At 75.1% G+C, this 18,104-nt stretch carries 16 protein-coding genes and 1 pseudogene; 6 read left to right on the plus strand and 11 right to left on the minus strand.

All coding sequences use genetic code 11. From position 1 onward, the window contains the following. Nucleotides 1–23 precede the first annotated feature (23 nt). Both RM425_RS00120 and RM425_RS00125 read right to left on the minus strand, forming a co-directional pair. Complete coding sequence (locus RM425_RS00120; RefSeq protein ID WP_311343150.1) at nucleotides 24–911, minus strand: sensor domain-containing diguanylate cyclase; 888 nt, start codon at nucleotides 909–911, stop codon at nucleotides 24–26. Between the two features lie 239 nt (nucleotides 912–1,150). Then, nucleotides 1,151–2,995: an ABC transporter ATP-binding protein gene (locus RM425_RS00125; RefSeq protein WP_311343151.1), complete on the minus strand. Its 1,845-nt coding sequence runs from the start codon at nucleotides 2,993–2,995 to the stop codon at nucleotides 1,151–1,153. Between the two features lie 83 nt (nucleotides 2,996–3,078). On the opposite strand from RM425_RS00125, the gene RM425_RS00130 reads away from it, so the two are divergent. After that, nucleotides 3,079–3,495, plus strand: a complete 417-nt coding sequence (locus RM425_RS00130) for a MarR family winged helix-turn-helix transcriptional regulator (RefSeq protein WP_311343152.1) — start codon at nucleotides 3,079–3,081, stop codon at nucleotides 3,493–3,495. Nucleotides 3,496–3,589: 94 nt separating this feature from the next. Here the strand turns inward: RM425_RS00130 and RM425_RS00135 are convergent. Both RM425_RS00135 and RM425_RS00140 read right to left on the minus strand, forming a co-directional pair. Continuing rightward, a pseudogene (locus tag RM425_RS00135) lies at nucleotides 3,590–4,156 on the minus strand (peroxiredoxin family protein); the annotation flags it as partial. 181 nt (nucleotides 4,157–4,337) lie between these two features. Further along, nucleotides 4,338–5,237, minus strand: coding sequence for a helix-turn-helix domain-containing protein (locus RM425_RS00140; RefSeq protein ID WP_311343153.1), 900 nt, complete (start codon nucleotides 5,235–5,237; stop codon nucleotides 4,338–4,340). A 278-nt stretch (nucleotides 5,238–5,515) separates the two neighbouring features. Here RM425_RS00140 and RM425_RS00145 point away from each other — a divergent pair, with 278 nt between their 5' ends. Further along, the gene (locus RM425_RS00145) at nucleotides 5,516–5,740 is read left to right on the plus strand and encodes a hypothetical protein (RefSeq protein ID WP_311343154.1); all 225 of its coding nucleotides are present in this window, start codon (nucleotides 5,516–5,518) and stop codon (nucleotides 5,738–5,740) included. A gap of 113 nt (nucleotides 5,741–5,853) precedes the next feature. Here the strand turns inward: RM425_RS00145 and RM425_RS00150 are convergent, their stop codons facing one another. Further along, nucleotides 5,854–6,450 (minus strand): hypothetical protein, encoded by a 597-nt coding sequence (locus RM425_RS00150; protein ID WP_311343155.1) that lies wholly within the window; start codon nucleotides 6,448–6,450, stop codon nucleotides 5,854–5,856. 196 nt (nucleotides 6,451–6,646) lie between these two features. On the opposite strand from RM425_RS00150, the gene RM425_RS00155 reads away from it, so the two are divergent. Continuing rightward, nucleotides 6,647–7,840: a sensor histidine kinase gene (locus tag RM425_RS00155; RefSeq protein WP_311343156.1), complete on the plus strand. Its 1,194-nt coding sequence runs from the start codon at nucleotides 6,647–6,649 to the stop codon at nucleotides 7,838–7,840. Continuing rightward, complete coding sequence (locus RM425_RS00160) at nucleotides 7,837–8,505, plus strand: response regulator transcription factor (protein ID WP_311343157.1); 669 nt, start codon at nucleotides 7,837–7,839, stop codon at nucleotides 8,503–8,505. The genes RM425_RS00155 and RM425_RS00160 overlap by 4 nt, the downstream gene beginning before the upstream one ends. Here RM425_RS00160 and RM425_RS00165 read toward each other — a convergent pair. Next, a complete protein-coding gene (locus RM425_RS00165; protein ID WP_311343158.1) occupies nucleotides 8,466–8,990 on the minus strand; it encodes a DnaJ family domain-containing protein in 525 nt (174 codons plus the stop codon). The genes RM425_RS00160 and RM425_RS00165 overlap by 40 nt on opposite strands. 158 nt (nucleotides 8,991–9,148) lie before the next feature. Between RM425_RS00165 and RM425_RS00170 the strand changes: the two genes are divergently transcribed. Together RM425_RS00170 and RM425_RS00175 are read left to right on the plus strand one after the other, a co-directional pair. Then, a complete protein-coding gene (locus RM425_RS00170) occupies nucleotides 9,149–10,162 on the plus strand; it encodes an ATP-dependent DNA ligase (protein ID WP_311343159.1) in 1,014 nt (337 codons plus the stop codon). Between the two features lie 83 nt (nucleotides 10,163–10,245). Then, nucleotides 10,246–12,090 (plus strand): sensor domain-containing diguanylate cyclase, encoded by a 1,845-nt coding sequence (locus RM425_RS00175; protein ID WP_311343160.1) that lies wholly within the window; start codon nucleotides 10,246–10,248, stop codon nucleotides 12,088–12,090. Nucleotides 12,091–12,124: 34 nt separating this feature from the next. Here the strand turns inward: RM425_RS00175 and RM425_RS00180 are convergent, their stop codons facing one another. The 5 genes from RM425_RS00180 to RM425_RS00200 form a co-directional block, all read right to left on the minus strand. Continuing rightward, the gene (locus tag RM425_RS00180; protein ID WP_311343161.1) at nucleotides 12,125–12,973 is read right to left on the minus strand and encodes an SDR family oxidoreductase; all 849 of its coding nucleotides are present in this window, start codon (nucleotides 12,971–12,973) and stop codon (nucleotides 12,125–12,127) included. Nucleotides 12,974–13,040: 67 nt separating this feature from the next. Next, nucleotides 13,041–14,039 carry a sensor histidine kinase gene (locus RM425_RS00185; RefSeq protein WP_311343162.1) on the minus strand — a complete coding sequence of 333 codons (999 nt, stop codon included), beginning with the start codon at nucleotides 14,037–14,039 and terminating at the stop codon, nucleotides 13,041–13,043. 169 nt (nucleotides 14,040–14,208) lie between these two features. Beyond that, nucleotides 14,209–15,795 (minus strand): methyl-accepting chemotaxis protein, encoded by a 1,587-nt coding sequence (locus tag RM425_RS00190; RefSeq protein ID WP_311343163.1) that lies wholly within the window; start codon nucleotides 15,793–15,795, stop codon nucleotides 14,209–14,211. A gap of 135 nt (nucleotides 15,796–15,930) precedes the next feature. Next, complete coding sequence (locus RM425_RS00195; protein ID WP_311343164.1) at nucleotides 15,931–17,055, minus strand: class I SAM-dependent methyltransferase; 1,125 nt, start codon at nucleotides 17,053–17,055, stop codon at nucleotides 15,931–15,933. Continuing rightward, nucleotides 17,052–17,966, minus strand: a complete 915-nt coding sequence (locus RM425_RS00200; RefSeq protein WP_311343165.1) for a haloalkane dehalogenase — start codon at nucleotides 17,964–17,966, stop codon at nucleotides 17,052–17,054. The genes RM425_RS00195 and RM425_RS00200 overlap by 4 nt, the downstream gene beginning before the upstream one ends. Nucleotides 17,967–18,104 lie beyond the last annotated feature (138 nt).

Genomic DNA, 18,104 nt, shown 5'->3' on the forward strand with positions numbered 1-18,104 from the left:
TGCCCGCGGTACCGCGAGACGCGTCAGTCGCGGGGCGTGCGACGCCGGTGGTGGCTCTTCGCGCCGTACATGGCGAGGTCGGCACGGGCGATCACCTCGTCGGGCGCCTCACCCGGCCGGCCCACGGCGACGCCCACGCTGATGCCCACCGGCTGGTCCGGCAGCCCGCCGAACGGGGCCAGCACCGTCGTCGCCACGCGCCGGGCCAGCACGGCGAGGCTCGACTCGTCCCCACCCGGCCGCAGCAGGACGAACTCGTCGCCGCCGAGCCGGGCCACCAGGTCGCCGGACGAGGCGAGCGCCGACAACCGCCGGGCGACCTCGACGAGCACCCGGTCGCCCACCTGGTGCCCGTACTCGTCGTTGATCTGCTTGAACCGGTCGAGGTCGCAGAACAGCACGCCCACGTCGGGGCCGACGACGACGTCGAGGTGCCGGTGCAGCGCGTCGAACAGCGCGGCGCGGTTGGCGATGCCGGTGAGCAGGTCGGTCTGCGCCTGCTGGTGCAGCCCCGCCTCGCGCTCCCGGTCGGCGGTCACGTCGATGCCCACGCAGGCGATCGCGAACGGCCGGCCGGCGCCGTCCTCCAGCACGGTGTTGCGCATCGCCACCCGTCGACGGACGCCGTCTCCGGTGAGCCAGTCGCCCTCCTGCGGATGCGCCTGGCCGGTGGCCATCGCCTGCGCGACGGCGTCCTGCGCCGGCTCGACGTGCTCAGGGACGACGTAGACCTCCCAGAACCGCTCGCCGAGCAGGCGGTCCGCGCTGCGTGCGGTGAATCGCTGCAGGGCGGGATTGGCGAACAGGATCCGGCTGTCGGCGTCCACGATGCAGACCAGCGCCTCGGTGGCGTCGATGAAGGCGGCCACCAACGCCAGGGCGCCGGCCGTCTCGACGTCCCGCCCGGTCACCTGTCTCCCCTTCCCACGGCAGCCCTGCTCGACACGCCGGGTCCGCGACACGCCGTCGCCCGCGGCGGCCGGCCGTGGAGGACGGGGGCGCGCCGCGCTCCTCGTCCTGGTGGCTCCGCCGATCGTCCCTGGCGTGGGAAGCAGGACGGGATCGCCCGGCTGCGGAGAAGAAGGTCTCCGACGACGCCGCCAGGGGCCTTCTCCCCCGCAGGTGGCGATGGGACAGCGGTGAGGTGTGCTCAGCCGGCGAGGACGGAGTCCCGCTGGGCGAGCCCGACCAGGCGGGCGTAGCGACCACCCAGCGCCATGAGCTCCTCGTGGGTGCCCTGCTCCGCCACGTGCCCGGCATCCAGGACGACGATGCGGTCGGCGTCGCGCACGGTCGAGAGCCGGTGGGCGATGGTGATCGTGGTGCGGCCCCGGCTCGCCTCGTCCAGGGCGGCCTGGACCGCCCGCTCCGTCCCGTTGTCCAGCGCGCTGGTGGCCTCGTCGAGCACCAGCACCGCCGGGTCGCGCAGCAGCGTGCGGGCGATCGCCAGGCGCTGCTTCTCCCCGCCCGAGAACCGGTACCCCCGGGCGCCGACGACGGTGTCGTAGCCGTCCGGCAGCGCGGTGATGACCTCGTGCACCTGCGCCCGGCGGGCCGCGGCGACCATCTCCTCGTCGGTCGCCTGCGGCTTGGCGTGCCGGAGGTTCTGCCGCACCGTGCCGTGCAGCAGGTAGGTCTCCTGCGAGACGACGCCGACGATCCGTGCCAGGTCGGCGAGCGCCAGGTCGCGGACGTCGATGGCGTCGACGAGCACGCGGCCGGTGGTGGGGTCGTTGAGCCGCGCGACGAGCGAGGCCAGCGTGCTCTTGCCCGAGCCGGTCTCGCCGACCAGCGCCAGCGCGGAGCCCGCGGGCACGCTGATGTCGACGTCGCTCAGCGCCGGACGGGCGCCGTCGGGATAGCGGAAGCCCACCCGCTCGAAGCGCACCTCGCCGCGCACCGCGGCCGGGTCGACGGCGACCGGGTGCTCCGGGTCGTCGATGTCGACCGGCAGGTCGAGGTACTCGAAGACGCGGCTGAACAGCGCCATCGACGCGGTGAGCGAGACGCCGATGTCGAGCAGCTGCACCAAGGGGCGGAACAGCGCCCCCTGCAGCGTCGTGAACGCGACCAGCGTGCCGATGGTCATGCCGCCCGAGGTCGCCGGCAGCCCTGCGGCCAGGTAGATCAGCGCCGGGATGCCGGCGAAGACGATGCTCATCGAGGCCATGCGCCAGCGGCCGGCGAGCTGCGAGCGCACCTCGAGGTCGACGAGGTACTCCGAGGTGCCGGCGAACCGCTCCGACTGCGCCGGGCCCGCACCCAGCGTCTTGCCCAGCAGGACGCCGCTGACCGACAGGCCCTCCTCCACCTGCGAGTGCAGGTCGGCGAGGTGCCGCTGGCGCTGCGCGGTGATCGCCCGGCGCATGCGGGCCACCCGGCGGGTCAGCCAGATGGCCGGCGGCAGCACCACGAGGGACAGCAGGGACAGCCGCCAGCTCAGCACCGCCATGGCGACGACGGTGCCGATGACCGTGGTGGCGCTCGAGGCGAACGAGGTGGCGGTGGAGGTGACGACCGACTGCATGCTGCCGATGTCGTTCATCAGCCGCGACTGCACCTCACCGCCCTTGGTGCGGGTGAAGAAGCCCAGCGACTGGCGCTGCAGGTGGGCGAAGACCGCCGTCCGCAGACCGTGCATGACGCGCTGCCCGACGGTGGTGGACAGCCAGGTCTGGGCGACGCCGAAGACCGCCGTCACCACGGTGACGGCGAGCATGCCGCCGACCGCCCAGAGCAGCAGGGGGACGTCCTGCTGAGGGATCGCCTCGTCGATGACGAGCCGGATCAGGAACGGGGTCGCCAGGGCGACGGCGGAGGAGGCCACGATCAGGGCCATGACGACGGCCAGCCGGCCGCGGTAGGGCCGGAACAGCGCGGCGACCCGGCTCCAGCGGACCGGGGACCGTTCGAGCTGCGCGCGGTCGGCGGGATCAGGTCGGCGGCCCGATCCGCCGCCACCGCCGGGGCCGCCACCACGGCCACCCGACATCATCTCGCTGATACGCCACCTCCGGGCTCCGGTGCTGAGGTTACCTCATGATCCGGTAACCTCTGCGTCTTCGCTACTGTTCCCCCGTGGCCGACGAACCGACCGCCGAGCTGGGGGAGCTGCTCCTGCGGGTGGCGCGCACCCAGCGCCGCCGCTGGCGGGACGCGCTGGCCCCCTGGGATCTCTCCCCCCACCAGGCTCGCGCGCTGCGGGTGGTCGTCGAGCGGGACGGCGTGCGGCTCTCGGACCTCGCCGAGGCGCTGCACATCGCCCCCCGGTCGGCCACCGAGGTCGCCGACGGACTGCAGGGCCGGGGCCTCGTCGAGCGCACTCCCGATCCGGGTGACCGCCGCGCGGTCATCCTGCGTCCGACCGCGGAGGGCCGTCGCGTCCGGGCGGAGGTCGGCCTGGCGCGGGCTGCGGACTCCGCGGAGCTGTTCGCCCGGCTGGACCCCGGCGACCGGACGGCGCTCGGCCGCATCCTGCGCACGCTCACCGACTGAGCACACCGCCGGGAGCTGCGCCGACCCCGGCAATGGCCGACCCGACCGTCGCCGTCCGGGACGAGCCCGGCCCCCCGCCCGCCCGCCGACCTGACTACTGCTGGCCCGGCGGGTGCTCGGCGCGCCACGCGTCGAACGCATCGAGGAACGAGATCGCCATCGCGTTCTCGGTCAGCACCTCGGCGCGGTCCCTCTCGTCGACCATCCGCTCGCTCAGCGCCGCGGTGTTGAACTTGATCGCGCGGAAGTAGGGGATGAACGAGGCCGGCGTGAAGGCTCGCCGGGACGGGTGCGGCTCGACCCCGTCCGGCGCCCACGGCGCCGGCTCGGGGAGAGCGGGGAGGCCGAGCGCCTCGACGGCCGCCAGGATCGGCTCGTCGTCCGGCCGGTCGGTGAAGTCGCGGGAGAGCTCCCGGAACACCTCACTGCCGTCGGGGGCCACCGCGACGACGACCGGCCGGAAGATCGACGCGTCCTCGTCCCAGGCATCCAGGGGCTTGGCCAGCCCGGAGCCGTCGGGATCGCTCACCCACGGGAACGGGACGTGCCAGGTGCGGTCGAAGGCCAACTGCACCTCCGGTCGGTCGACCGAGGCGAGCACGACCTCGGTACCGGCGGCGGCGAGCCGGGGCAGTGACTGGGCCAGACGGACCGCCTGGGCGCAGCAGTAGGGCTACCAGTCGCCGCGCAGGCCCACGAAGAGCAGGGCCGCGCGGTCGTCGGACCGCAGCTGGAGCAGGTCGCCAGTGTTCATGCAGCCACCTTAGGGGGGTCCGCGAAGCCCCGCTCCCGACGGCGCCGGGGGTGCCCGACCGCCGGAGCGCGGACCGACCGTCGGCTGGTCAGGCGCCGAGCCCGGTACCGCCCGGCGTCGGCTCGACGTCGTCGCCGGTCACGCCATCGTCCCCCCGGGTGCGGGCCTCCTCACCGGCGTCCTCGACGTCCTCGGGAACCAGCGGGGTCTCCCCCGCCCGGCGGAGCGCGGCGGCGGTCGCGGCGTCGGCGGGCAGGAACGCCTCGACGCTGAGCTCGGCCGCGGTGAGGTCGACGGCCGTGCCGAACGTGGTCACCGTGCTCAGGAAGCTCAGCACCTCGTCGCCGGAGCGGAGGAGCAGCGGCACAGCGATGCCGTTCGGCGGGCTCCGGTCGAGCCCGCCGGGCAGGGCGAGCAGCTCCCGGTGCAGCGCCGCCAGCCCGAGGTCGCCGCTCAGGTGCGCCTCGCGACCGAGCCGGTGCAGGACATGCCGCCGCCACTGGGCGAGGTTGAGAATTCGGGGCGCCAGCCCGTCGGGGCGCAGGCTCAGCCGCAGCACGTTGACCGGCGGCTCGAGCAGGGCGGGCGCCGTCCCTTCGAGGAGCAGCGCCACCGCCCTGTTCGCCGCGATCAGGCTCCACGACCGGTCGACGGCCAGCGCCGGGAAGGGCTCGTAGGCGGCGAGGACGAGGTCGAGCGCCGTGCGGACCGCGGCCATGTCGGGATCGCCCAGATCGCGCCGGCGGTAGGCGGGAGCGAACCCGGCCGCCGCCAGGAGCTCGTTGCGCGCGCCCAGCGGCACCTCCAGCTGATCGGCGAGGCGCAGCACCATCTCGCGGCTCGGCCGGGCGCGGCCGGTCTCCACGAAGCTGAGGTGCCGCGCGGAGACGCCCGCCTCGCCGGCGAGGTCCAGCTGGCTCAGCCGGCGGCGCTGCCGCCACTGGCGCAGCAGCTCACCGACGGCTGGCGCTGCTACCGCGCTGGTCACGGGACCGACGCTAGCGGCGACCGGGGGGCCTGTCGCCTACCTCGGAGGTAATCGACGCGGCTACCTCCGGGAGCCACGGTTGCCGGCATGACCACGCACACCGCACCCGCTGCCTCCCCGCTCTCCCGCGCCGGCGGACTGCTCCGCCTGGCCCTCGGGCTCGACGCCGTCGTCACCGGCGCGAACGGGGCCGCCTACCTGCTGGGCGCCACGTTGCTCGACGGACCGCTCGGCCTGTCCCCCGCCCTGCTCCGCGGCGTCGGACAGCCTTCCTGCTGGTGTACGCCGGGGCCGTCTGGCTCGTCGCGACCCGTCGTCGGATCTCCGGCGCCGCGGTCGAGGCGGTCGTCGGCGCCAACGTGCTCTGGGCCGCCGGCAGCGTCGCCGCCGCCGTCGTCGGGATCGGCTCGCTCACCGGGCTCGGCGCCGGATGGCTGGTCCTGCAGGCAGCCGTCGTCGCCGCCTTCGCCGCCGTCCAGCTCGTGGGCCTCCGCCGGCGCTGAACCCCACGACGGGCCCCTGCCGGCCGCCGCCCGGCCCGGCCCTCCTCGCGCACGGATCGGTCTCTGCCCCGCCAGGCGGGGCAGAGACCGACGCGGACCGGCCGGTCTTCGGGTCAGACGACAGCCGGCTCCGGCGTGCGCGTGGTGGCGGGCGCGGTCAGGTGCCGGGCCAGCAGGCTCGCCGCGACACCGATGACCAGGAGTCGTACCGGCTCCGGCGAGGGCACGAAGGCCAGCACCCCGCCGACGGCGACGAGCACGCCCAGCCACCGCGGGACGATGCCCGCCCGCGTCAGCGCCACACCCGTCCAGACCCAGCCCACGGTGAAGACCAGGTACGAGGCGACGTAGCCGACGACGATCCCGGCCAACTCGCCGTCGAGCACCTCCGGAGCCTCGGCGGCGAGGGCCGGCATGACGAACAGCGCGGTCCACGTCCCACCGGCGACGAGCACCGTCCCCACCACGGCGACCGCCACACCTCCGATCCCCCGGCCGCCCTCCCGCATCCGCGCCAGCGCCGCCATCGCCGTACCAGCGATGCCGAACAACGCGACCAGCAGCAGCGCCGACGACGCGGTCGCCAACGGTGAGGTGTCGAGGTCGTCCTCCCCCGCGGTGACCATCGCCGCGACGAACGATCCGAGCGCCAGGGCGGCGGCCGGCCCCGCGGCACCGGCCAGCGGCCGCACCAGGAATGCCAGGTCCATGACTTCTCCTCGATGTCCTGCGGCCCACGCGGACCGACACGGCGAACGCTCCCGCGGCTCCCGTGTCGGCGTCGTCGGCCGCCGGAGGCGACCGTCTCCTCCGCGCGGAGGAGGGACCCGGTGCCCGTGGAGGTGGTGCCGACCGCCCGCGGGACGGGAAGCTGACGCCGTACCGGACTTTCCGCGCGGAGGGTCCGTGGCCGGGACGGCGGGAGGTGGCGTGGCGGTGCTCACCCTGCGTTCGACCTCGGCCCGGCCGCTGATCGACGTCGGTGTCCCCGCGCTGCTCGGCGTCCTCACCCTCGCCCAGCTGCTCTCGGACGAACCGAGCGGCAGCGTCGCGGCCGTGACCGTGTGCGCGCTGGCCGCCGTCCTCCCGCTGGTGGCCCTGCGGCGCGCCCCGCTGGCGGTCACCGTCGTCGTCGCGGCCGGCGTCGTGGGACAGACCGTGGCGACGACCGACTTCGCCCCCGCGACCTTCGCCTCCTTCGTCGCCACGATGATCTGCGTCTACACGCTCACCCGGCTCGGCAGCCCGGCCGTGATCGCCAGCGGCCTGCTCGTCGTGGCCGTCGCGGTCACGGTCACCGCCGTCCTCCAGTCGCGCATCGTGCCCATGGAGCCGTTCGAAGTGGTGTATCCGCTCGTCTACTTCGGCCTGGCCGGAGGGCTCGGGGCCTTCGTCCGTCAGCGGTCGCTGCGGCTGACCGCCGTCGAGGACCGCGCCACGGCGCTGGAGCACGAGCTCGAACGGGAGGCCGAGCTCGCCGCGGCGGAGGAGCGGGCCCGGATCGCGCGGGAGCTGCACGACATCGTCGCCCACGGAGTGAGCCTCATGGTGGTGCAGGCGGAGGCCGCCGAGGAGATGCTCTCCCGCTCACCCGAGGCCGCCGCCGTGCCGATGCAGCGGGTCCAGGAGACCGGTCGCCAGGCGTTGGGCGAGATGCGGCGCCTGCTGGGCGTGCTGCGCGTGGCCGACGCCGGACCGCCGTCGACGGCGCCCCAGCCGTCCCTCCGGCGCATGCCGGAACTGGTGCAGGAGGCCGCCGAGGCCGGACTCCCGACGGACGTCGAGATCAGGGGGGAGCCGGCCGAGCTGCCGCTGGGCCTGGAGCTGGCGGCCTACCGCATCGTGCAGGAGGCGCTGACCAACACGCGCCGGCACGCGGGGGCGACCCGGGCGCGCGTCCGCCTGACCTACGACGTCGGCGCCCTGTGCGTCGAGGTCACCGATGACGGCCGTCAGGAGCCGGGAATCCGGGCCGGGCACGGGCTGATCGGCATGCGCGAGCGTGCCCTGCTCTACGGCGGCACGCTGCACGCCGGTCCGGCACCCGGTGGCGGGTTCTGCGTCGCTGCCGTCCTGCCCTTCCCGACGGCGGCCCGGTGACGATCCGGGTGCTGCTCGCCGACGACCAGGCGATGGTGCGCGAGGGCCTCCGCATGATCCTCGACCTGCAGGACGACATCGAGGTCGTGGCGGAAGCCGGTGACGGCCAGATGGCACTGCGTGCGGCGGCCGAGCACCGGCCCGACGTCGTCCTCATGGACATCCGGATGCCGGGCATGGACGGTCTGCAGGCCACCGAGCGACTCCTCCGGGGCGGCCGGCCCGGGCCGCGCGTCCTGATCCTCACCACCTTCGGCGACGACGAGCACCTGTACGCCGCGATGCTGGCCGGCGCCAGCGGCTTCCTGCTGAAGGACTCGCCCCGGTCGGCGCTGCTGCACGCGGTACGCACCGTGGCCGACGGTTCAGCGCTGCTGGACTCCGCACTCACCCGCCGCCTGATCGAGGACTGGGTACGCCGGCCACCGCCGGGCACGGGCGTGCCCGAGGTCCTGCGGGCGCTGACTCCCCGCGAGCTGGAGGTGTTCACCGCCCTGGCACGCGGCCGGTCGAACGCCGAGATCGCCGCCGACCTGGTGCTGTCGGAGACGACGGTGAAGAGCCACGTCGCCCATGTCCTGGCGAAGTTGGACCTGCGCGACCGGGTGCAGGCCGTCGTCCTCGGCTACGAGTGCGGTCTCGTCCGGCCGGGGACGCCGGGCTGACGCCGGACGGGCCACCGGAACCGGAATCGACGGCGCGGCGGTGCGGGCGGAGGCGCGGGGAGCGACGGCGGCGGAGGAGGCCGGCCGCGCAGCCACCCCTCGACGAGCGCCTCGACGTCGGCCAGCCCCGGGACCGCGGCCCAGCGGCTCTCGGCCGGCCGGCGCCAGAACTCCTCCACCCGGGCGTTGTAGTCCTCGGCGAGCGCACGCACCTCGGCCTCGGTGGCGAGGCGCGCGGCCCGGTCCGGGAGCTCGTCGCGCTCGCGACGCAGCCGCAGCCCCGGCGGCAGCATCGCCGCGGTGTCCACGCCCTCCCGCCTGGCCTTGGCCAGCGCCCAGTCGTAGGCGGTCTCCTCGCGGTCGAGGTTCCGCAGCGGCCGGCCCGCGCCCGGCAGCGCGGCGAACTCGCCGCGCTCCTGCGCCTGGGTGATCTGCCGGTCGACCCACGTCTCGTAGGAGACGCCCGGCGGCTTCCGCTCGGTCACGTCCGCCAGGGTACGAGGAACGGAGGCTGCAGCACCGGCCGTCGCCGAGGGTTCGCCGCGGACCCGCACGGCCACCTCGGCCCGACGGGCCGCCCGATCGGGTGTGACCCCGGCCCTCCCGGGGTGCGCGGGGATCCCCCCCGGGCCAGGCTGGTGCGGTGCCGCTGACCGCTCCGGGCCTCCCGGAGCTCCCACCCGGGCTGACCGGCCCCGTGGGCGTGCAGCTGGCCAAGCCCGTCCGCGAGATCCCGCAGGTCAACGCCCTGCCGGGTGGCTGCCGGTACGAGCCGAAGTGGGACGGCTACCGCCTGGTGATCGTCCGGGACGCCGGCTCGACGCGGCTGTGGAGCAAGCAGGGGCGTGACCTCACCGACCGGTTCCCCGACATCGCCGCGGCCGCGCTGGCACAGGTGCCGGCCGGCACGGTGGTCGACGGCGAGGTCGTGATCTGGCACGACGACCGGCTGGACTTCGGGCTGCTCCAGAAGCGCATGGTTGCCTCTCCCGGCCGGATCGGCGCCCAGGTCGCGGCCCACCCGGCGTCCTTCGTCGCCTTCGACCTGCTGGCCCTCGGCGGGACCGACCTGCGGGACAAGACCCTGGGCCGCCGCCGCGCCGAGCTCGAGACCCTGTCGGCCCGCTGGGCGCCGCCGCTGCAGCTGTCCCCGAGCACCGCCGACCCCGCCCTGGCCCAGCAGTGGTTCGAGGACTTCCGGGTCGCGGGCGTCGAAGGGCTGGTCGCGAAGGGAGCCGGCACGCGGTACGCGCCGGGCCGCCGGGAGTGGCTCAAGGTGAAGAGCTGGGAGAGCACCGAGGTGGTGGCCGGCGGGGTGATCGGCTCCCTCGACCGGCCCAGCCAGCTGGTGGCCGGCCGCTACCGCGCGGGCGAGCTGGTGGTCGTGGGCCGCACCAGCCCCCTGTCGCCCCCTCAGGCCGGGGAACTGGCCGCCGTCCTCCGCCCGGGCGGCGACGACCACCCGTGGCCCGATCGCATCGGCACCGGCCGGTTCGGCGGCGGACGGCTCTCGGTGCCGCTCACCCGCGTGCGTCCCGAGGTGGTCGTCGAGGTGAGCGCCGACGCCGCCCTGCAGGCGGGGGTCTTCCGGCATCCGCTGCGCTTCCTGCGGATCCGCGCCGATCTGCGCGTCGAGGACCTCCCACCCCTGCCCTGAGCTGCGCAGACGCGTCCGGCGGCCCCTCCCCCACACGGGTGAACACCCGCAAGGTCGGCACCACCCATGTCGATGGGAGAAGCGTGAGCGCCTCCGTCGTCCCCACCGCCCGTGCCGCCTGGCTGCACGGGGCACTGGTCGTGCTGATGGTGCCCGGGGTCGTCTCCGTGCCCATGGGCCCATGGCGGCCGGCGGCGGAGGTCGCGCTCTTCGCCCTCGGCATCGCCGCCGTCCGCATCGCGCTGGTCCGCCACCGGACGCCCTCGGCGGTCGCCTGGTGGGCACTGGGCGCCGGCCTGGTCCTCTTCGGCCTGAGCTGCCTCGCCGAGGTCCTCGCGCTGGCCGGCATCCACCCGGGTGCCACCGGCGCCGCGGAATCCGTACTCGACGTCGCCGCCTACGTCGCCATGGGCATCGGCGCGCTGAGCATGGTCCGCGGTCCTCGCCGGCGCCGGGAGCGGGGATCGTGGCTGGACACCGCGACCGTGGTGCTGGCCGCCGGGCTGGCGCTGGTCGCCGTCACCAGCGACGGGCGGACGACGGCCGGCGAGGTGCTGGAACTGAGCATCGGCACGCCGGTGCTCTCCGTCGTGCTGCTCATGGTCTGCGTGCCGCTGGCCATGTCCCGGCGCCAGCGGTCGGTCGCCACGACCGGGCTGCTGGCCGCGGCCGCCCTCACCGTCATCGGCTACGGCGGCCGCCTGATCGTCGGGGCGCCGCTGCGCGAGATCGCACTGCTCGACCCGCTGCCGCTCCTGGCCGTCGCCGCGCTGACCGTCGCCGCGCGGCATCCGTCCGTCGCCGACATGGGGCGGGAGCCGGACGCGGACGAGGAGGCCGACGTCTCCCGGGTCCTGGGCGTCGGCACCACCCTCCTCATCAGCCCGGCCCTGCTGGTCCTGTGGACCATCGGCCGCGGCGGCATCGGCTACGTCCTCGGCCTCGGTACCGCGGTCCTCACCGGCCTGGCGCTGTGGCGGCTGGCCGGCCTCGACGCCGACCGGGAGCGGACCCGCGCCGCGCTGACCGCCAGCGAGGCCCGTCTCCAGCTGCTGCTGGAGAACGCCGCCGACGTCATCGCGATCGTCGAGGCGCGGTCCGGCACCATCACGTACATCAGCCCCGCCGTCCAGTCGCTGCTCGGCCGCCCGCCCGCCTACTACGTGGGACGGGAGGCCATCGAGCTGGCCGACCCGCGGGACCAGCCGCGCCTGCGCGCGGCGGTGGCCGCCGCGGACGACGCCGCCGACGTCCATGCCGGCGCGGTCGACACCGACATCCGGGTCGAGCACAGCTCCGGGGGCACCCGGTGGGTGGAGATGCGGATCAGCGGCCGGGTGAACGCCGCCGGCATCAAGGGCTGGGTGGTCAACTTCCGCGAGGTCACCGACCGCAAGGGCCTCGAGGACGAGCTCCGCCGCCAGGCCCTGACCGACCCGCTGACCGGCCTGCTCAACCGCGCCGCGTTCTCCGAGCGCCTGGTCGCCGCCACCGCCTCGATCGACCCCGGCTCGCCGCCCGCTGTCATCTTCGTCGACATCGACGACTTCAAGGACGTGAACGACTCGCTGGGCCACGCGGCCGGCGACGGCCTGCTCGTCACCGTCGCCGCCCGGCTCACCGCCGACGTCCGCGCCGACGACGTGGTCGCCCGGCTGGGCGGCGACGAGTTCGCCGTTCTGCTCGCCGACGCGGACGACGACCGGCTCCGGGACGTCGCGGACCGGCTGCTGGGCGCGTTGCGGGCCCCGATGGTGCTCGACGGGACGTCGCTGTCGGTGACCGCGAGCCTCGGCGGTGCGCTGGGCGCCCCCGGGGACACCGCGGACCGGCTGCTGCACCGCGCCGACACGGCGATGTACGAGGCGAAGCGGTCCGGCAAGGACTCCTCGTCGCTGATCGGCAGCGGCGCGGTCCAGCCCGTCTGACCGGCCCGCACGCCGGCTCCCGGCCCGGGTCCGCTCAGGCCCGGCCGAGCAGCTCCTCGAGGTCGAGCCCGGCCAGGTGCTCGGCGAAACTCCGGGGCGGCCGTCCCAGCAGCGCGGTGAGCACCCGCGGGCTGCCGACGAACCCGTGGGCGCGCTGGTGGTCCAGCATCGCCCGGCGGCAGCGTGCGGCGTACGCACTCGGCTGCTCACCGGCCGGGATGACGTCGTCGGCGACCACGTCCCGCCCCAGCCGTTCGCCGATGAGCTCGGCCATCCGCGGCGCCGCCAGCGGCTCCGGGCCGGCCGCCTCGAACGTGCCGCCGTCCAGCCCGTCCTCGGTCAGCAGCACCGCCGCGGCCTCGGCGACGTCCTCAACGTCGACCAGCGACTGCGCCGTCCGCAGGCCCCAGTAGGACCGCAGCACCCCGGTGCGTGCCACCTCCGGCAGCACGGCGTCGAGGTTCTGCGCGTAGCTGCACGGCTGCAGCACCCGCCAGGCCACGCCGGAGCTCTCCAGCGCCTCCTCCGCCCGGTCCTTGGCCGCGTGGTGCGGCAGGACGCGGGTCTGCGGGCGCAGCACCGAGTGGTAGACGATCCGGCCCACCCCTGCTCGGCGCGCCTCGGCGAACAGCGCGGCCGCGCCCTCGGCCTCGTCGGGATCGAACTGCGGCCAGATCAGGTGGAAAGCGTCGGCGCCGTCGAGCACGTCGGCCCAGGGCAGGGGCTGGGTGAGCTCGGCGACGACGACCTCGGCGCCGAGTGCGGCCAGCTGGGGGCGGGGACCGCGCCGGGCGACCACGGCGTGCACCTGCTCACCGCGGGCACGCAGCGCCCGGACGACGGCGATGCCGGTCTGCCCGCCCGCTGCCGTCACCACGATCACGACGACAGCTCAGCAGTGCGGCGGAGGGGAAGCAAGGACCCCCAGGTCCGTCGCGCGCGCCGATGGTTCAGCGCAGGCGGGTGGCGAGGCGGACGGTGAGCCCGTCCGGTCCCGGCAGCAGATCGACGTGGTCGAAGAGCTTGCGGGCGAGCCACAGGCCCATGCCCCCGCGGCCGAGATCCGGCCCGTGCGCGGGCTGGAACCCGGCGAGCGGGTCGGCGAAGCCGGAGCCGCGGTCGCTGATGGTCACGACCAGCGTGCGGGCGTCAGCCCACACCCGCGCGGACACCGGAGGACGCCCGTGCCGGAAGGCGTTGGCCGCGATCTCGGCCCCGGCGAGGAGCGTGTCCTGCCGCTGGTCGCGATCGGGCACCACCCGCTCGAAGACCGCTCCCATGGTGTGCCGCAGCCCGGCCAGGCTGGTGGCGCCCTCGACGACGAGGGCGGGCGGCACGTCCTCGGCCGACTCTCGCGGGACCGGCAGCGAGCGCACGTAGTCGCCGGGCTCCTGGAAGTGCCGGCTGGCCGCCCAGGTACCGCCGTCGACCAGCAGGGGATGCGTCGCGGCGGCGCTGGCGATCACGGGTTCGGGCAGGTACCGGCGGTCGTACAGGCAGAGCGTCGACACCAGGTCGCCGTCCAGCAGCCGGTTGACGACGGACTCGAATCGCTGGCCCTCGCGCCAGTCGGCCGGATCGTCCCCGAAGTCCACCGCCGAGAGCACACGCAACCGGCCATTGCGGGTCTCGCCCGCTCGCTCGAGGTAGGCGTTGCAGGAGACCAGGACGTCGGGCGCGCGGCTGCCGAGCAGGGACAGCCGTGGATCGTTGGGGACGGGGTGCAGGAGCCCGTCCAGGGCGTCGCTCAGCAGGTGGGCGATCTCCGGCCGACAGGTCAGGGCGATCAGGTCGCCCTCGCGCAGGCCTTCCTCGAGGTACGGGACGGCGACGGCGAGCACCTCGGCGTCGGACGCGACCACTCCCGCGGCATGCGGCGGCGGGCCGGACGGGCCGCGCTGCGCGGGCAGCGAGGACTGCTCCGCGTACTCGCCCGCCGCTCTATCCACCGGCCCCTCGTCCTGTACGTCGGCCGGAGGTTCCCGGCCGCACCCATCCAGTCTCGGACATACCGATCACTTCCGCGGACACAGGGGTACCCGAACGGGTGGAGCGGCGATGGGTCACCGGACGCGCCGGTGGCCGCGGGCGAGTGTAGCCCCGCCCCCCGGCGGCGCCTCAGTAGCGGAAGCGGGCCACCGAGCCGTGCAGGGAGGTCGCCATGCGGGCGACCTCGTCGATGGCCGCCTGCGCGTCGGTCATCGCGCGGGTCGTGGACGTCGTGGCCGTGGCGACGGCGTCGATGTTGGCCGCGATCCGGTCGGCCGAGAGCGCGGCCTCGGCCACGTTGCGGTTCATCTCCGTCGTCGTGGCGGTCTGCTCCTCGACGGCGGCGGCGATGGTGCCCTGCGAGTCGTTGATCAGCGCGATGATCGAGGAGATCTCCCCGATGGCGCGGACCGCGCCTTCCGTGTCCGCCTGGATCGCCTCGACCCGTGCGGTGATGTCCTGCGTCGCCTTCGCCGTCTCCTGTGCCAGCTCCTTCACCTCGTTGGCGACGACGGCGAAGCCCTTGCCCGCCTCGCCCGCGCGCGCGGCCTCGATCGTGGCGTTGAGCGCCAGCAGGTTGGTCTGCTCGGCGATGCTGGTGATCACCTTCACGACGCCGGCGATCTCGAGGGAGGACTCCCCCAGCTTCGCGACGGTCGCCGTCGTGTCGTCGGCCGCGGCCACCGCCCGCCCGGCGACCCGGGACACCTCGCTGGCGTTCTGGGCGATCTCGCGGATCGAGGCGCCCATCTGCTCGGAGCCGGCCGACACCGTCTGCACGTTGGTCGACACCTGACCGGCGGCACCGGCCACGACGCTGCTCTGCTGCGAGGACTCCTCGGCGAGCCGGGCCATGTCGCGGGCGCTGGCGGTGAGCTGCTCGGTGGCCGACGCCAGCGTCGTGGAGCTGTCACCGATCGCCGTCATCACCTCGCGCACGTTCGCCATGGACCTCTCCAGCGAGGCGGCCATCTGCCCGACCTCGTCCCGGCTGGTGACGTCGGTGGAGCCCCGCAGGTCGCCGTCCGCGAGCCCCACCAGGATGGCGCGCACCTTGTTCAGCGGACGGACCACCGACCGGGTCACCACCCACCCGAGCAGGCCGAGCACCAGCACGCCGACGGCGGCGACGGCGATCGACTGCGTGATCGCCGTCCCGCGCTCGTCGCTGCTCCTGGCGGCGGCGGACTCGGCGAAGGCGGTCACGGCGTCGCCCATCGCGGGCAGCTCCTCCTCGAGCGCGGCGAAGGCCAGGGAGAACTCCGGGTAGGCGGCCGCGGCGGCCACCGGGTCCCTGCCGGCGGTGGTGACGATCGCGTCCGCCGAGGTCAGGTAGGCCTCGACGGCAGGCGTCACGGTCTCGACGGCCGCGGTCACGGCCGGGCTGAGGTCGTCGGACAGCGCCTCGGCCATGATCGCGCGGAAGGTGTCGGCGTGGTCGGCCAGGTCGCTGACCGCACCGGCGTAGAGCTCGCCGGTGCCGTCGCTGAGCAGCGCCTGGAGCACGTCGGCCCGCACGGCGTCGTGCATCATGTCGGCGAGCAGGACGTCCCCGGTCACCTCGGCGCTGGCCAGCACCTCCTCGGTGCGCTCGCCGGTGTCCTGCAGCGCGCCGACGGTGACGACGGCGAAGACGCCGAGCGCGGCCGCGCCTGCGGCGACCAGCGCCGCGAGCTTCACGCCGAGCGGGCGGTCGGACCAGAGGGAACGCGGCATCGTGCATCTCCATCGCCGAGCTGACCGATGGTTCTCCACCGTGCGCTCTACATCGGCTCGGGCTGGAGCGACTACAGCGGAATGCAGACCGGCTGCGGTACTTTCCCGTCCCGCGGTCGGGCGGCCCCCCGCGGGTCAGCGCCGGGTGGAGACCGTGACGGTGAACTTGGGCGACTGCTCGGCCACCCGGGTCGGACCGACGAGGCGGGTCAGCGCCGGCTTGTAGCGCAGCGCGCTGTTGTAGACCGTCCACAGCTCGCCGCCCGGGCGCAGCACCCGCGCGGCGGCGCCGAACAGCCGGTCGGCCGCCGTGGTGACGACCGCCGCGCCCACGTGGAAGGGCGGGTTGCACACCACGAGGTCGACGCTCCCGGCGGGCACCGACTCCGCGGCGTCGTCCCGGATCACCTGGAGCCGGCCCTCGAGCCCGCTCCCGGCGGCCGTCGCGCGGGTGGAGGCCACCGCCGCCACCGACTGGTCCACGGCGAGCACGCCGAGCCCGGGCCGCGCCGCGGCCAGGGCGGCCGCGAGGACCCCCGTACCGCAGCCCAGGTCGAGGGCGGTCCCGGCCTCCGGGGCCATGGCCCCGAGCCGGCCGAGCAGCGCCCGCGTCCCGATGTCGATCTTGGTCCCGGCGAACGCGGCACCGTGCGCGCAGACGGTCAGCCCCAGCTCCGGGTGCGGCTGGCAGCGCGGGAAGGACGACGGCCCCGGGCGCGGACCGCGGGCCACCAGCACCCGGGACTTCTGCCGGGCCAGCGTGGCCGACACGTCGGTGAACGAGTCGCCCAGGACGTCGTTCATCGCGCGGGTCATGTGCTTGACCCGGCCGCCGACGAGCACGGTGACGTCCGGCGGGGCCACGGCCGCCACCAGCTCGGCGATCTCCCGCAGGGCGTCCAGCGCCCGGGGTGCCTGCACGAGGACGACACGGGCGCCGGCGGCGACCTCGGCCAGTGGCACGGAGCGGTAGGTGCCGGCCAGGCCGGTGCGCTCGGCGTTGCGGGTCAGCGCCCGCTCCCCCACCAGCAGGTCCTGCGCCACCCGGACGTCGCGGGCACCGTGCAGGGCGACCGCGCCCAGGGTCAGCGCCCCGTGCGAGTCGTCGACGACGGCGACCTCCCCGGGGCCGCACAGCGCGAGAGCAGCCGCGGCCTCGTCCAGCAGCAGCCGGTCGGTCGCATCGACGGCGACCAGCTCGGGCGCCTCGATGTCCGGCGCCCGGCGCAACTGGGCGAAGAAGTCCGCGGCAGCGGTCACCGAGGGGTGGCTGCGATCAGGTCGACGACGACGCGGGCGAGCTCCGGCCCGACGTCCTCCTGCAGGAAGTGCCCGCCGCCGGCCAGGGTGGTGTGCGCCATCCCCTGTGCGCCGGGGACGCGCTTCTGGAACACCCGCTCGCCGCCCCGAGTGATGGCGTCGCTGTCGGAGAACGCGGTCAGGAAGGGCTTCTCCCAGCGGGACAGGACCTCCCAGGCGGCGCGGTTGTCCGCGGCGGCCGGGTCGTCCGGCGACGTGGGGACCAGCGTCGGGAAGATGCGTGCCCCGGCGGTGTAGCGGTCGTCCGGGAACGGCGCGTCGTAGGCGGCGACCACCTCGGGAGCGGCGCCCTGGGCGGTGCCGTTGCCGACGATCCGGCCGATCTGGAAGTCGGGGCTCTCCTGCGAGAACCGCTGCCAGGCGAGGAACGCATCGCTCATCGGCTGGTCGCCGGTGGGCAGCCCGGTGTTGGCGACGACGACGCGTGCGAACCGGTCGGGGTTCTCCGCGACCAGGCGCAGCCCGATCAGGCCGCCCCAGTCCTGGCAGACCAGCGTGACGCCGGAGAGGTCCAGCTCCTCCAGAAGGGCCTGGCGCATCCACGCCACGTGCCGTGCGTAGCTGTAGTCCTCCCGGCTCACCGGCTTGTCCGACCGGCCGAACCCGACCAGGTCGGGCGCCACCACCCGCAGGCCCGCGCCGGCCAGCACCGGGATCATCCTCCGGTACAGGAACGACCAGGACGGCTCGCCGTGCAGGAGCAGCACCGTCTCGCCGTCGGCGGGGCCATCCTCCACGTAGGCGACGCGGAGCCGCCCGCCCTCGCCGTCGTCGACCTCGACGTAGCGGGGCTCGTAGGGGAAGTCGGGCAGATCGGCGAACCGCTCGTCAGGCGTGCGCAGGGTCTCCATACCCCCAGCAAACCAGCCGGCTGGGACACCCGGCCATGCGGCGGCCCCCGGCACCGTCAGACGCCCCGCCATGCGGCGCCTTCCGGCCCCGGTCCGCTCCTCCCTCGCCGGAGCTCGGTCGATGCTCCCGGCACCGTC

Origin of the sequence: Blastococcus goldschmidtiae, assembly GCF_031845325.1 — a bacterium.
GTDB classification, from domain to species: Bacteria; Actinomycetota; Actinomycetes; order Mycobacteriales; family Geodermatophilaceae; genus Blastococcus; species Blastococcus goldschmidtiae.

Coding starts and splice junctions, on each gene's coding strand:
- RM425_RS00125 (WP_311343151.1), bottom strand. CDS start 2,995: ATGATGTCGGGTGGCCGTGGTGGCGGCCCCGGCGGTGGCGGCGGATCG.
- RM425_RS00150 (WP_311343155.1), bottom strand. CDS start 6,450: ATGGACCTGGCATTCCTGGTGCGGCCGCTGGCCGGTGCCGCGGGGCCG.
- RM425_RS00190 (WP_311343163.1), bottom strand. CDS start 15,795: ATGCCGCGTTCCCTCTGGTCCGACCGCCCGCTCGGCGTGAAGCTCGCG.
- RM425_RS00200 (WP_311343165.1), bottom strand. CDS start 17,966: ATGGAGACCCTGCGCACGCCTGACGAGCGGTTCGCCGATCTGCCCGAC.